Here is a 12,606-nt window from a genome sequence, read left to right as displayed (position 1 = left end):
CAACGGCAGAGCAGCAGCCCAACCCGCACATGAACAAGCGCGCCCCTTCCGTGCAAATGGAAGCTGAACAGAAGTCGCGGCATCGCTGGAAACCCCCGGAAGCAAGCGTAGCTTCGGTGGCGAGGCAGCCGGCCTCGCCCTGGGGGAACTGGAATGGCATTCAGTGCAGCAGGCAATAGCGGGCGTCCACTGGCCGATATCAACGTGACCCCATTGGTCGACGTGATGTTGGTGTTGTTGATCATCTTCATCGTGACCGCGCCGATGGTGGCGGTGCCGATCCCGGTGGATCTGCCACAACGAACCGACAAGATCGTGCAGCGTGTCGAGCCGCCACCGCCGATAGCGTTGCGGGTGGATGCATCCGACCAGCTCTTCTGGAACGGCGAGTTGCTGGCGATAGGCGATTTGCAGGCGCGGCTGCAGGCACAGGCCGATCTGCATGAGGGCAACCAGCCCGAGCTGCGCATCGACGCCTCGCCGGATGCGCAGTATCAGGTGATGGCCAAGGTGTTGGCGGCGGCCAACAACACGCACATGCAGCGTATTGCCTTCATCCAGTAGCGTGCCGCGCATGGCAGGCATCAACCAGCCGATGTGAAGGTTGATGCCTGTCGGGCGGTGATGGTGGCCGCACCGCCACGCAGGTCCGGCGACATCATCGGATCTGCCGCCCATCGCCATTTCGCCCAAGCGTTTGCAGCAGCGGCCGAATACACTAGCGGGATGCAAAATTCCCGATTCGCATCGCTGTTGCCGGTGCTGGCGGTGCTGGGCTCGGTGACCTCGTTGTCGATCGGCACGTCCTACGCCAAAAACCTGTTTCCCATCATTGGCGCGCAAGGCACCAGCGCGTTGCGCGTGGGTTTTTCGGCGCTGTTCCTGTTGCTGCTGTGGCGGCCATGGCGCTGGCATACCAGTCGCGCCGATGGCGCGGCGATCCTGCGCTACGGGTTGACGCTGGGGCTGATGAACCTGCTGTTCTACATGGCGCTGCGCACGATCCCGTTTGGGATTGCCGTTGCCATCGAGTTCACCGGCCCGCTGGCGGTGGCGATGTTCTCCTCGCGGCGGCCGATTGATTTCGTCTGGGTCGGTTGTGCGCTGGTTGGGCTGGTGCTGCTGTTGCCACTCGATGGTGGCCAGGCCTTGGATCCAATCGGCGTGCTGTATGCCCTGGGTGCCGCGCTGTGCTGGGCGTTGTACATCATCTTCGGCAAGCGTGCCGGCCATCTGCATGCGGGCCACAGTGTGTCATTGGGCTTGCTGGCGGCATCGCTGGTGGTGGTGCCGGTCGGCGTTGCGCATGCTGGCATGGCGCTGCTGGAGCCGAAGATCCTGCTGGCCGGTTTCCTGGTGGCGGTGGTGTCCAGTGCGATCCCGATGTCGCTGGAAATGATGGCGCTCAAGCGCCTGCCCAAGGAGACCTTCGGCATCCTGATCAGCATGGAGCCGGCCGTGGCGGCGCTGTGGGCATTGCTGTTGCTGCACGAGCATCTGACCGGCCTGCAGTGGCTGGCGATCGGCTGCACGGTGTTGGCTTCGGCGGGCAGTACCTTGACCGCGCGGCGGCGACCACCGCCAGCCGCGGTGGCCGGCTGAGCCTGCGCTCAGCGCAGGCTGTTGGCGGGGACTTCGACTTCCATTTCAACGGCCAGATGGTCCGAGTGCGCGGCGGGAACGGCGCGGGTGTCGAGCATCTTCAGGTTGTCGGAAATCAGGATGTGGTCGATGGCGCGGTCCGGACCCCAGCTGGGGAAGGTCGGTACCAGGCAGCTCGGCGGTTGCAGCCGGGTCTTGTGGTACAGCACGCGCATCTCCGGGCGATCCGCCTTGCAGTTGAAGTCACCCATCAATACCGCGTTGGGATGATCAGCCAGCACATCGGAAATGAAGTCCAACTGCGACAGGCGCGAGCCGGTACCCAGCGATAGATGCGCCACCGCCACGGTCAGGCCTTCGTCGCCATCGCCATAGCGGGCGACCAGCAGGCCGCGGCCACCGATGCGGCCGGGCAGGGCGTGGTCCTGAACTTCCACCGGCTCAAGCCGGCTCAGCAGGCCATTGGCGCTGGAGGCGACGCCGCCCATGCGCCGGTTGGGCTGGTGCGCCCAATAGTTGAAGCCCGCGCGTTCGGCCAGGTAATGGGTCTGGTTGGTGAAGCCCGAGCGCAGGCTGCCCGGATCGGCCTCCTGCAGGCCGACGATGTCACGGCCGCTGGCCAGCTTGGCGATCGCGTCAAGGCTGGAGCGCTTCTGGCCGGCAGGCAACGCATGTGACCAGCTGCGGGTCACATAGTCGCTGTAGCGGCGGGTGCTGGAGCCGGCCTGGATGTTGGCGGTCAGCAATCGCAATGTCTGGGTGGGGGATTTCACGACGGGTCGAACTCAAGGGCCTCGTTACCGAGGCCCTTGATACCTCACTTGGCGTTGGCGGCGCGTTCGCGCGCGATCAGGTGGTCGGCAATGCGAAGCATGTCTTCATAGCCCTTGCCCTTGACCAGGTACTTGCCGTTGATGATCAGCGACGGGGTACCGGTGATCTTGCTGCGCTGGGCGAACTGCTTGCCGCGGTTGACCTTGGCGGCGACGCCGAAGCTGCCCATGGTGTCGGCGAAGGTCTTGGGGTCGACGCCGTACTTGCCGTAGAAGTTGGCGATGTCCTGCACCGAATCGGTGCCGCGCTCGCCCTTCAGGGTCTGCTCGATGTGGATGGCGGTGTACAGCGCGTCGTGGGTCTTTTCCTGCACGCCCAGGGTCTCGGCGGCGTAGAAGGCACGTGCGTAGTTATCCCAGATACCGCCGAAGGCGGCCGGTACGTAGACGAAGTTCACGTCCGAGGGCAGGCCAGCCTTCCACGAGCTGATCAGCGGCTGGAAGCGGGCGCAGGCCGGGCAGACGTAGCCGAAGATCTCGGTGACTTCGACCTTGCCGGTGGCCGGCTGGAACGGCTGGCCACCTTCGATGGCGACGTAGTCGGTGCCGGCAACCGGCTCCGGGCCGACCAGGCGGGCCTGCGCCGGGACCGGGGCTGCCGGAGCGGCGTCGGTGGCAGCCGGGGCAGCGGTGGCACCTTCAGGGCTTGCACCTTCAGCGGCCGGGGCCGGGGTGGCGGCTGCCGGAGCGGCCTCGGTTGCGGCCGGGGCTGCCGGAGCGGTGGTATCAGCAGTGCCGTCCTGGGCCTTGCAGGCAACCATCAGCGGCAACAGGGCAGTCAGGGCCAGGGCGAAGCGGATCTTCATCGGGAGGGATCTCCAGCAGGGTGTGTTTGGGGCGCCGGGCAGATGGGCTGCAACCGACGCGCGCAGGGACGCATTATGTGCGTATTCGGCTGAACAGGTGACCCGGCTCAGCCGGGCTTCAGCGGAGGTTTCAGCGGCGGCTGGCGCCAGTGCGTTCGCGGGCCACCAGGGCAGCGGCGATGCGCAGGGTGTCGTCAAACGTCCTGCCCTTGACCAGGTACTTGCCGTTGACGATCAGCATCGGCGTACCGGTGACCTTGACCCGCATGGCGAAGGCGCGGGCGTACTTGACCTTGTCATCCACCTGCTGGCTGCGCAGCGCTTCGATAAAGCGCTGTGGCTGCACGCCGTACTGGGCATAGAAGGTTGCCAGTTCGTCGGGCGTGACATTCTGTGCTGGCAGGCTGCCCTGCACATGCAGCGCCTTGAACACGTCGGCATGGCTGCGCTGGCGTACGCCGACCTGTTCGGCGGCATAGAAGGCACGCGCGTAGGAATCCCAGTAACCGCCAAACGCCGCCGGCACCGGGGTGAAGCGCACGTCGGCCGGCTGCTTGGCCACCCATGCCTCCAACTGCGGCTCGAAGTGGGCGCAGTGCGGGCAGGTGTAACCAAATACCTCGACGACCTCGATCTTGCCGGCCAGCGGCGCAAACGGACCCGGCTCGGCGATCACTTCATAGTCATCGCCTTCGACCAGCGCGGCAGGGGCGGCGGCACAGGCCGAGAGTGGGGCTATTGCCAGCAGCATCAGCAACAGTCGGGGGAACAACTTCATCGTGGGGAGTCTCCGTTGGAAAAACAGACGCCGACCTTGCGGCCGGCGTGTCTGCGTGAGGCAGTTGCCGGGTCGCCGGAGCGACCGGCGGGTATCAGGGTTGCGCGGCGGCGGTGGCTACCGCGGCATCGTTGGCTCGATCATGCAGGCCTTGGACGTAACTGGCTAGCGCCTGGATCTCCTGTCCGGTCAGCGCGTGGCTGATCTGGGCCATGATCTTGAACTGTGCGGCATCGGCCTCGCCGGTCTGGCCAGACTGGTAGCGCTGCAGACGTTGCGCGACGTAGCCGGCATGTTGGCCGCCGATATGCGGATAGGCTGGGCCCGGGTTACCAGCGCCGGTCGGACCATGGCAGGCGATGCAGGCCGGGATGTTGCGGCTGGCGTCACCGCCACGGTAGAGCTTCTGGCCGACTTCGAAGAACTTCATCCCCTGGTACGGGCCGTCGCTGACCACGGCGTCATCGGCCACACCGGCACCGGACTTCTGGGTGGCGAAGAAGGCGCCGATATCGCGCATGTCCTGCGGGGTAAGCCCCTGTACGAACGGCAGCATCGCGGCGACTGCGCCTTCGGTGCGCTGGCCACTGGCGATCAGGGCTGTTTCCTTGGCGATATAACGCTCGCTCTGCCCGGCCAGGCGCGGGTAGATCTCCACGGCGGAGTTGCCGTCGGCGCCGTGGCAGGCCGCACAGGTGGACGCTTTGGCCTCGCCGACCTTGGCATCACCGGGCTTGGTCTTGCTGAAGTCGATTTCCAGCGAAGCGGTCTGTACAGGCGCATTGTCCGGCACGGCGATGACCGAGCTCTGGGCAAAGGCGACGGCGGCAATTACGGGGACTACCAGTGCTGCAACGGCAAGAACACGAGCATGGCGCATGCTGAAGCTCCGTGTGGACCGGGCCGGGCGGGGCTTTCCGCCGGCATCGCCCGGATTATCAACGGCGTTTTGCGGCACGGTCAACGCAGCAGTGCAGCAAAATCGGCCGGGTCGGTGGTCCCGGGACAGCGGCCAGGCCGACGCGCGGCGTCGCAACATGCGATCCTATGCCTATGTCATTGCTCATCGAACGCGCCCGTTACCACCTTTCCGCCCACAATTCCCGGCAGTTGCCGCCGGATCTGGGGGCCGAAGTGGCATTTGCCGGTCGCTCCAACGCCGGCAAGTCCAGCGCGCTCAACGCGCTGACCCGCCAAAATTCACTGGCCCGCGTCTCCAAGACCCCTGGCCGCACCCAGCAGCTGGTGTTCTTCGAGGTAACCCCCGAGGCGCACCTGGTCGATCTGCCCGGCTACGGCTACGCCAAGGTGCCGCTGGACCTGCAGGCGCACTGGCAGGCCTTCATCGACCAGTACTTCCGCACCCGTAATGCCCTCAAGGGCCTGGTAGTGGTGATGGATATCCGTCATCCGCTGAAGGACTACGACCGGCAGATGCTGGGGTATGCGGTACAGCGGGGCCTGCCGGCGCATGCGCTGCTGACCAAGGCTGACAAGCTCGGCCGTGGCCAGCAGATGCAGACCCTGCAGAAGGTGCGCAAGGAACTGCACTCGGTTTTCGGTGACACGGTCAGCGTGCAGACCTTCTCCGGCGAATCGCGCCAGGGCGTGGACGAAGCGCGCGGCATCATCGGTGGCTGGCTGGGCCTTAATCCGCCGGCAGCTGACGGTGCAGAGGATGCAGGAGTGGCGTAAGCCTTGTAGGAGCGGCGTAAGCCGCGAAGCCCAAGATGCTCGGATTGTGGGAGCGGCGTAAGCCGCGAAGCTGATGCTCTGTCAGTATCCACCGCAGAACAAACGCCGCCTTGTCAGGGCGGCGTTTTTGTTTTGTGGTTTTTTGGTTGTTGCCAAAGCCAAAGCCAAAGCCAAAGCCAAAGCCAAAGCCAAAGCTTCCCTCACCCCTACCCCTCTCCCGTAACCGGGAGAGGGGACAGCAACGGCAACGGCAAGAGCAACAGCCACAGCAACAGCAACAGCAACAGCAACAGCCACAGCCACAGCCACAGCCACAGCCACAGCCACAGCATCACTTCAGCGGCGAGAACTCACCCGGTACCCACGCAAACGCCTCAGCTGCGCGACGCACATGGCCGAGACCCGGGAACGGCAGGTGCGCACCGGCCACCCACCAGCCCTGGTCGGATGCTTCGGCCATCAGCCGGCGGCGGCTGGCAATGGCGGCGGTGCGGTCGCTGTCGGCCTCGAAGGCGGCATCCGGGCGGGCGAACTGCGCCGCATGGAAATGCACGATGTCGCCCCACACCAGCAGCTGTTGGCCGCTGCCACCCTCAATCAGGTACGAGACATGGCCGGGGGTATGACCGTGGCTGTCCAGCGCGGCGATCCCTGCCGGCAGGGGCTCACCCGGACCGAACCGGTGCAACTTGCCGGCGGCCACATAAGGCGCCACCGCATGGCGGGCCAGGCCAAACGCGAACCGCAGCGGCTGCGGGGCAGTGGTTTCGCTGGCCGGATCGAGCCAGTACGCGGCATCGGCCTGTGACAGCCACACCGTGGCTTTCGGGAAGGCCGGCTTGCCCTGTGCATCCAGCAGGCCGCACATATGGTCCGGATGGGCGTGGGTCAGCAGCACGTCATCGACATCGGCCGGGTTGTAGCCGGCGGCGCGCAGGTTGCCCAGCACCTGGCCCAGGCCGATATCAGCGCCGAAGCATTGTGCAGTGCCGGTATCGATCAGGCTCAGATGATCGCCGCGTTGTACCAGATAGGCGTTGACCGCGGTCTGCAGGCCTTTGCCATCCTCCGGTACATAGCCATGCTCAAGCAGGCGGGTGACCGCGCCGGGATCAATGCCGACCAGTTCCTGGCGGCCCAGTGCCACTGCGCCGTCAAACAAGGCGGTTACCTGCAGGTCGCCGATCTGTTGGTGATAGACACCGGCAACCTGCTGCTGCACGACATGCGTGCTGCGCGCCTGCGCGGTGCAACTGGCGGCGAGGATCAGCAAGGCGGCGGCGATACGGTGTCGGGGGCGGATGCGCATGGGGGTTCCTGCAGATACGGCTGTGCCGCGGGAACTCAATGCTGCGCTGGAGTGCCGCCGCGTTTCGCTCACAATGCTGCGCGAAACGCTCGCATCACGATCAGCTGTTGCCGATTGCCGCAGGCTCCAGGCCGTAGCGCGCGGCGAAGCGCTTGTTGAAGCTGCCCAGCGAGCGATAACCGGCGCGCGCTGCCACGGTCTTCAGCGGCAGGCGGGTGGTGTAGAGCAACTGCATGGCATGCGCCAGTCGCGCATCGGCTACCAGCTCGCGCACGCTGAGTTGTTCGCCGGCCAGGCGCCGCCGCAAGGTGGCACCACTGATGCCCAGGTGCGATTCGAAGTCACGGGATTGCCAATCGCGCTCCGGCTGCGCGGCAACCAGATCGCGGATGCGATCGCCCAGACCGGGCTCGGGCGCGGCGAGCAGGCTGCCATGGCCACGACGGCAGAAGGCCACCACCAGTGCGGCCAGGGCCAGTCGCGCCTCGGTGTAGTGGCCGTCCTGCAATGCCTGCCGCCATTGCAGCAGGGCCGCACCGTGTTCGGCCAGCGACAGACCTGCCAGCGCATTGCCGGCATCGGGCAGGGCGTCAGTCCACAAGGCGCGCGCTGCAGCCAGTACTTCCGGGCATAGCGGCACGATGGCACTCAGATACAAACCACTGTGCGGATCGGGAATATTGACCACGTCGATGCGGCTGCGGCGGGTAATCAGGAACAGGTCGCCCGGGCCGAATTCCAGCGACTGCTGCGCAGTGCGGGCTTGCTTGCGCCCCTGCAGCAGGATGGCGAACTGTGGCTGCGGAATGTCCACCGAGCTTGCGCCGTGCTCGCGACGCGCGGTGATGCAGGCGTAGCCTTCGGCACGCTCGCAATCGACCAGCGAGGACAGCTGAGCCAGCAAGTGGAGTGTGGGATCGGCTTCGGTAGTCATCGTTTACACGGTGATCTGGAACAGGTGGCCGATGGCTGCGGCGGCGGCCATCGCCAATGCACCCCAGAACACCACCCGCAACGCGCCGCGCAGAACGGGGGCGCCGCCGGCGCGCGCGGCCAGTGCGCCGGTGATGCACAGCCCGACCAGGGTGGCGGCTGTGGTCACCTGCGCTACCAGCGCATGCGGGGCCAGTAGTGCGGTCAGTACCGGCAGCGCCGCGCCGACGATGAAGGCGCTGGCTGACGCTGCCGCCGCCTGCAGCGGGCGGGCGCGCAGTTCCTCGGTGATGCCCAGCTCATCGCGGGCATGCGCGGCGAGGGCGTCGTGGGCGGTCAGCTGCTCGGCAACCTGCTGGGCCAGTTCGGGGCTGAGCCCGCGGCGGCGGTAGATGCCGGCCAGCTCCTGCAGCTCGCTGTGCGGGTCTTCGTGCAGCTCGCGTCGCTCCATGGCCAGATCGGCATGTTCGGCGTCGGCCTGGGACATCACCGAGACATATTCGCCAGCCGCCATCGACATGGCGCCGGCCACGGTGCCGGCGATGCCGGTGGCCAGGATCGCCGAGGCGCTGGCGCCGCCTGCGGCCACGCCGACAACGAGACCGGCGACCGAGACGATGCCGTCGTTCGCGCCCAGCACGGCGGCACGCAACCAGCCGACGCGGTCCGAACGGTGGGTTTCACGATGATGGGTGCGACTCATGCCTACAGTGTAGGACGAGTGCCCAGTCAGCCGCGGAATGACTCGCAGCCGCAGCGCCAGCGGCGGTCAAGTCTGCTTTTATAGGACGCTGAAAACCGCTGCCGTGACACGATGGCAATGTGCGCCACGATATAGTGCGCCCTTGCGATGGCGGGGGCTGGCCCCCACCTTCCCGCCCTGACCAGAATTCTGCGAGCCTGCCCTTGTCGAGCCCGAGCCACGTCGCTGACACACCCATCACCCACCGCGACCAGTTGGTCCAGAGCATCGCGGCGGGTGAAAAACCCAAGTCGCAATGGCGGATCGGCACCGAGCATGAGAAGTTCGGGTTCCGCCTGGATGACCTGCGCCCGCCCACCTTTGAAGGCGAGCGTGGCATCAATGCGGTGCTCGATGGGCTGACCCGCTTCGGCTGGGAGCCGGTGCAGGAGAACGGCAATACCATCGCGCTGCTGCGCGATGGTGCCTCGGTGACCCTGGAGCCGGCCGGTCAGCTGGAGCTCTCGGGCGCGGCGCTGGAAACCATCCACCAGACCTGCGTGGAGACCGGCAGCCACCTCAATGAAGTCGCACAGGTGGCCAGTGAGCTGCAGCTTGGCTTCCTCGGCATGGGCTTCCAGCCCAAGTGGGCACGTGCGGACATGCCGTGGATGCCCAAGGGCCGCTACCAGATCATGAAGAGCTATATGCCCAAGGTCGGTTCGCTCGGCCTGGACATGATGACCCGCACCTGCACCACCCAGGTCAACCTGGACTACGCCAGCGAAGCGGACATGGTGAAGAAGTTCCGCGTGTCCTTGGCGTTGCAGCCGATTGCCACCGCGCTGTTCGCCGATTCGCCGTTCACCGAGGGCAAGCCCAACGGCTACCTGAGCTACCGCTCGCACATCTGGACCGATACCGATCCGGACCGCACCGGCATGCTCGACTTCGTGTTCGAGGATGGCTTTGGTTACGAGCGCTACGTCGACTATCTGTTGGACGTCCCAATGTACTTCTCTTACCGCGACGGCATCTACCACGATGCCAGCGGGCAGAGCTTCCGTGATTTCCTGCAGGGCAGGTTGCCGGTGTTGCCGGGCGCGTTGCCGACCCTGCGTGACTGGTCGGACCACACCACGACCGCCTTCCCGGAAGTACGACTGAAGAAGTATCTGGAAATGCGCGGCGCCGATAGCGGCCCGTGGAGCCGCATCTGCGCGCTGCCGGCGTTCTGGGTTGGCTTGTTGTATGACGAGACCGCGTTGAATGCAGCCTGGGACCTGGTCAAGGACTTCAGCCTGGCCGAACGCAACGTGCTGCGCGATGGCGTGCCCAGGCAGGCGATGAACCTGCCGTTCCGCAATGGCACGGTGCGTGACCTGGCCCGCGAAGCCCTGGCGATTTCGCGCGACGGCCTGCGCCGTCGTGCCGCGCTCAATGCCGATGGTCAGGATGAAACGCGCTTCCTGGATGTGCTGCAGGAGATCGTGGATTCCGGCAAGACCGCGGCCGAGCGCAAGCTGGAGCTGTTCCATGGACGCTGGAATGGCAGCGTCGATCCCTTGTTCGGCGAGTTCGCCTATTGAGTCCGCGCGTGCAACCTTATCGGGTATCGGGTTGCTGCGTTCAAGCAAGCGCGCCTTGATCAGCAGGCAGGCACGGCAGCGTCATCAATGCACGAAGGCCGCCTTCGCTGCGATTGTGCAGGCGCAAGCTGCCGCCGTGGTCCAGCACCACGCCATGTGCCACGGACAGGCCCAGGCCGATGCCGCCGGTATCGCGGTTGCGTGATTCGTCACCGCGCGCGAACGGCAGGAACAATTCGTTCTCGCGCGCAGGATCGATGCCGGGGCCGTCGTCATCCACCTCAAGCACGACATTGCCGTTGTCGCGGTAGAGCTGCAGCCGCGCGCTGCCGGCGTACTTGAGCGCGTTGTCGATCAGGTTGGATACCGCACGCCGCAGTGCCAACGGATCGCCCAACAGGACCGCCGGCTCGGCGGCAGTGAGCACCACGTCCTGGCCGGTATCCGCCAGGTCGCCGACCGCGCTTTCCACCAGGCTGGCGAAATCGAGGCGGTCGCGTGGGCCCGGCTGCGATTGGCCGTGCAGGAAGTCCAGCGCGGCAGCGATCATCCGGCTCATCTCGTCGATGTCGGCGCTGGCCTTATCGCGTGCTTCCGCTGGTAGTGCCTGCAGGCGGAACGACAGCCGCGCCAGCGGTGTGCGCAGGTCATGGGCGATCGCGCCGATGGTGCGGGTACGCTCGTCCAGCAAGCGGTTGATGCGGGCCTGCATGGTGTTGAACGAATCCGCCGCGCGCGCCAGTTCGGCCGGACCGCTGCGGTCCAGCGGCGCAGCACCGGGATGGCTGCCGAGGCGATCCGCAGCTTGGGCGAAGCGGCTTATGGGGGCGGACAAGGCGCGCGAAAACCACCATGCCAGCGGCAGCATCGCCACTGCGCCACACAGGAACAACAGGCCGACCTGGCGAGCGACGCTGGGCAATGGTCCGGGCATGCGGTGTACAACGCTGCGCCAATGGCCATCGGCTTTGCGTGTGGCGGCAACGAAGTTGCCGAACAGCGGTGCATTGGCGGGGAAGCCGTCATCCCCAGGCGGCATCGCATCGCGCATGGGTGGCGGGCGCCGCACAGCCGGCGGTACGGCAGGTTCTGTCCCTGCTTCGCCAGCGGCTGCTGGCGCAAACGCTGCCGCCCGGTCGGGGCCGGCGGGACGCTGGTGAAACGCGCTGCCGGGACCCAGCCCGGGCATGCGCATGCCGTTGCAGTAGCTCACCTGGTCCTCGGCCACCCCCAGCCAGCGAGCCAGGCGCATCCTCATGAAAGGGTCCTGGCGATGGCCTTCCGGGCAGGCCGGTCGCTCGCTGCTGTCGGAGACGGTCAGCCGGTCGTTGGTCGATGGCAGTTCGCTGGACAACAGTGCTACCACTTCCGACAGTGGTATGTCGGCCGGGCGCCGCGGGGGCATGGTCAACAACAGCGCGATGCCCAAGGCCAATGCCACCAGCAATGCGCCCAGCAGCAACAGGAAGGTGCGCGCGAAGATCGGCAGCGCTTTCACAGGCGGCGCACCGTGGGCAGCAGCAGATAGCCTTCGTTGCGAACGGTGCGGATCAGTTCCGGATGGCCGCGATCATTCAACTTGCGGCGCAGGCGGCTGATCTGGCTGTCGATGGCGCGGTCGTAGACGTCACTGCCGCGGTTGCGGGCGTTATCCAGCAACTGGTCGCGGCTCAGCACCCATTGCGGATGCTCGACGAAGGCACGAAGCAGGGTGAACTCGCTGTCCGACAAGGTGACGTAGACACCATCGGGGTCGCGCAGGTCACGCCGCAGCGCATCCAGTCGCCAGCCGCCGAATTCGTAGACCGGGTGAGGACTTTGGGTCTGTTCGGCATCGGCCTGCGTACGACGCAGGCGGGCGCGGATGCGCGCCAGCAGCTCGCGTGGATTGCAGGGTTTCGACAGATAGTCGTCGGCGCCTACTTCCAGGCCGATGATGCGGTCGGTGTCGCTGCCCAGTGCGCTGAGCATGATCACCGGCGGCGCGTTGCGTGCGCCGACCAGTTGGCGCATCGCGCTGAGGCCATCTTCGCCGGGCATCATCACGTCCAGCACCACCAGGTCGGGGCGCTGGCTGTTCATGGCCAGGCGCATCTGTGCTGCGCTGTCGGCGGTGGCTACGCTGTAACCATGCTGGCCGAGGAAGTCAGCTATCAGGTTGCGCAGATCGGGATCGTCGTCGACCACCAGGAGATGGGTGGGCATGGGCTTCCTTTCGCTGCGACCGTGCTGGGGGACTCCGCATCCGGGGCCGCGCGACGCATCATAGCGCGCCAATTTGTCAATGTTTGTCAGTGCCCGGCGGCCTGTCGCCCGGTTCAGCATCCGGCGGTGAAGACGGCTGCCTAGAGTGCGCCATCCCATTCTGGCGCACTCCAC

The 12,606-nt window shown here is 66.1% G+C and carries 13 protein-coding genes; 4 read left to right on the top strand and 9 right to left on the bottom strand.

Features of this window, described 5'->3' with window-relative positions; genetic code table 11:
- Positions 1–153: 153 nt before the first annotated feature.
- Both AC1VWL_RS10470 and AC1VWL_RS10465 read left to right on the top strand, forming a co-directional pair.
- Complete coding sequence (locus tag AC1VWL_RS10470) at positions 154–564, top strand: ExbD/TolR family protein (RefSeq protein WP_482986634.1); 411 nt, start codon at positions 154–156, stop codon at positions 562–564.
- Positions 565–726: 162 nt separating this feature from the next.
- On the top strand, positions 727–1,602 hold the full coding sequence (locus tag AC1VWL_RS10465; RefSeq protein ID WP_296248467.1) for an EamA family transporter: 876 nt from the start codon (positions 727–729) through the stop codon (positions 1,600–1,602).
- A gap of 8 nt (positions 1,603–1,610) precedes the next feature.
- Here AC1VWL_RS10465 and AC1VWL_RS10460 read toward each other — a convergent pair whose 3' ends face one another.
- From AC1VWL_RS10460 to AC1VWL_RS10445, 4 genes are all read right to left on the bottom strand, one after another.
- Positions 1,611–2,348 carry an endonuclease/exonuclease/phosphatase family protein gene (locus tag AC1VWL_RS10460; protein ID WP_482986644.1) on the bottom strand — a complete coding sequence of 246 codons (738 nt, stop codon included), beginning with the start codon at positions 2,346–2,348 and terminating at the stop codon, positions 1,611–1,613.
- Positions 2,349–2,419: 71 nt separating this feature from the next.
- Entirely contained in the window at positions 2,420–3,241 is an 822-nt protein-coding gene (locus tag AC1VWL_RS10455) for a thiol:disulfide interchange protein DsbA/DsbL (protein ID WP_482986633.1), read from the bottom strand.
- Positions 3,242–3,371: 130 nt separating this feature from the next.
- Positions 3,372–4,019 carry a thiol:disulfide interchange protein DsbA/DsbL gene (locus tag AC1VWL_RS10450; protein ID WP_481534321.1) on the bottom strand — a complete coding sequence of 216 codons (648 nt, stop codon included), beginning with the start codon at positions 4,017–4,019 and terminating at the stop codon, positions 3,372–3,374.
- A 94-nt stretch (positions 4,020–4,113) separates the two neighbouring features.
- A complete protein-coding gene (locus AC1VWL_RS10445) occupies positions 4,114–4,899 on the bottom strand; it encodes a c-type cytochrome (protein ID WP_482986632.1) in 786 nt (261 codons plus the stop codon).
- A gap of 173 nt (positions 4,900–5,072) precedes the next feature.
- On the opposite strand from AC1VWL_RS10445, the gene yihA reads away from it, so the two are divergent.
- On the top strand, positions 5,073–5,714 hold the full coding sequence (gene yihA, locus AC1VWL_RS10440) for a ribosome biogenesis GTP-binding protein YihA/YsxC (RefSeq protein ID WP_481534320.1): 642 nt from the start codon (positions 5,073–5,075) through the stop codon (positions 5,712–5,714).
- 331 nt (positions 5,715–6,045) lie between these two features.
- Here yihA and AC1VWL_RS10435 read toward each other — a convergent pair whose 3' ends face one another.
- The 3 genes from AC1VWL_RS10435 to AC1VWL_RS10425 all read right to left on the bottom strand — a co-directional run bounded on the left by AC1VWL_RS10435 (position 6,046) and on the right by AC1VWL_RS10425 (position 8,659).
- Entirely contained in the window at positions 6,046–7,023 is a 978-nt protein-coding gene (locus AC1VWL_RS10435) for an MBL fold metallo-hydrolase (RefSeq protein WP_482986631.1), read from the bottom strand.
- Positions 7,024–7,123: 100 nt separating this feature from the next.
- A complete protein-coding gene (locus AC1VWL_RS10430) occupies positions 7,124–7,957 on the bottom strand; it encodes a helix-turn-helix transcriptional regulator (RefSeq protein ID WP_482986630.1) in 834 nt (277 codons plus the stop codon).
- Between the two features lie 3 nt (positions 7,958–7,960).
- Complete coding sequence (locus tag AC1VWL_RS10425) at positions 7,961–8,659, bottom strand: VIT1/CCC1 transporter family protein (RefSeq protein ID WP_482986629.1); 699 nt, start codon at positions 8,657–8,659, stop codon at positions 7,961–7,963.
- Between the two features lie 203 nt (positions 8,660–8,862).
- Between AC1VWL_RS10425 and AC1VWL_RS10420 the strand changes: the two genes are divergently transcribed.
- Entirely contained in the window at positions 8,863–10,227 is a 1,365-nt protein-coding gene (locus AC1VWL_RS10420) for a glutamate--cysteine ligase (protein ID WP_481534316.1), read from the top strand.
- Between the two features lie 40 nt (positions 10,228–10,267).
- Here AC1VWL_RS10420 and AC1VWL_RS10415 read toward each other — a convergent pair whose 3' ends face one another.
- Both AC1VWL_RS10415 and AC1VWL_RS10410 read right to left on the bottom strand, forming a co-directional pair.
- Positions 10,268–11,725, bottom strand: a complete 1,458-nt coding sequence (locus AC1VWL_RS10415) for an ATP-binding protein (RefSeq protein WP_482986628.1) — start codon at positions 11,723–11,725, stop codon at positions 10,268–10,270.
- Positions 11,722–12,432 (bottom strand): response regulator, encoded by a 711-nt coding sequence (locus AC1VWL_RS10410; protein ID WP_482986627.1) that lies wholly within the window; start codon positions 12,430–12,432, stop codon positions 11,722–11,724. The genes AC1VWL_RS10415 and AC1VWL_RS10410 overlap by 4 nt, the downstream gene beginning before the upstream one ends.
- Positions 12,433–12,606: the final 174 nt, after the last annotated feature.

The organism is Stenotrophomonas sp. STEN063 (genome assembly GCF_056854515.1).
This window is presented reverse-complemented; position numbering and strand designations above follow the sequence as displayed.

Bases quoted from the DNA above. Each gene is read 5' to 3' on its own strand.
- AC1VWL_RS10450 (WP_481534321.1), bottom strand. From the start codon at position 4,019: ATGAAGTTGTTCCCCCGACTGTTGCTGATGCTGCTGGCAATAGCCCCA.
- AC1VWL_RS10425 (WP_482986629.1), bottom strand. From the start codon at position 8,659: ATGAGTCGCACCCATCATCGTGAAACCCACCGTTCGGACCGCGTCGGC.
- yihA (WP_481534320.1), top strand. From the start codon at position 5,073: ATGTCATTGCTCATCGAACGCGCCCGTTACCACCTTTCCGCCCACAAT.
- AC1VWL_RS10465 (WP_296248467.1), top strand. From the start codon at position 727: ATGCAAAATTCCCGATTCGCATCGCTGTTGCCGGTGCTGGCGGTGCTG.
- AC1VWL_RS10430 (WP_482986630.1), bottom strand. From the start codon at position 7,957: ATGACTACCGAAGCCGATCCCACACTCCACTTGCTGGCTCAGCTGTCC.
- AC1VWL_RS10455 (WP_482986633.1), bottom strand. From the start codon at position 3,241: ATGAAGATCCGCTTCGCCCTGGCCCTGACTGCCCTGTTGCCGCTGATG.
- AC1VWL_RS10445 (WP_482986632.1), bottom strand. From the start codon at position 4,899: ATGCGCCATGCTCGTGTTCTTGCCGTTGCAGCACTGGTAGTCCCCGTA.
- AC1VWL_RS10435 (WP_482986631.1), bottom strand. From the start codon at position 7,023: ATGCGCATCCGCCCCCGACACCGTATCGCCGCCGCCTTGCTGATCCTC.
- AC1VWL_RS10410 (WP_482986627.1), bottom strand. From the start codon at position 12,432: ATGCCCACCCATCTCCTGGTGGTCGACGACGATCCCGATCTGCGCAAC.
- AC1VWL_RS10470 (WP_482986634.1), top strand. From the start codon at position 154: ATGGCATTCAGTGCAGCAGGCAATAGCGGGCGTCCACTGGCCGATATC.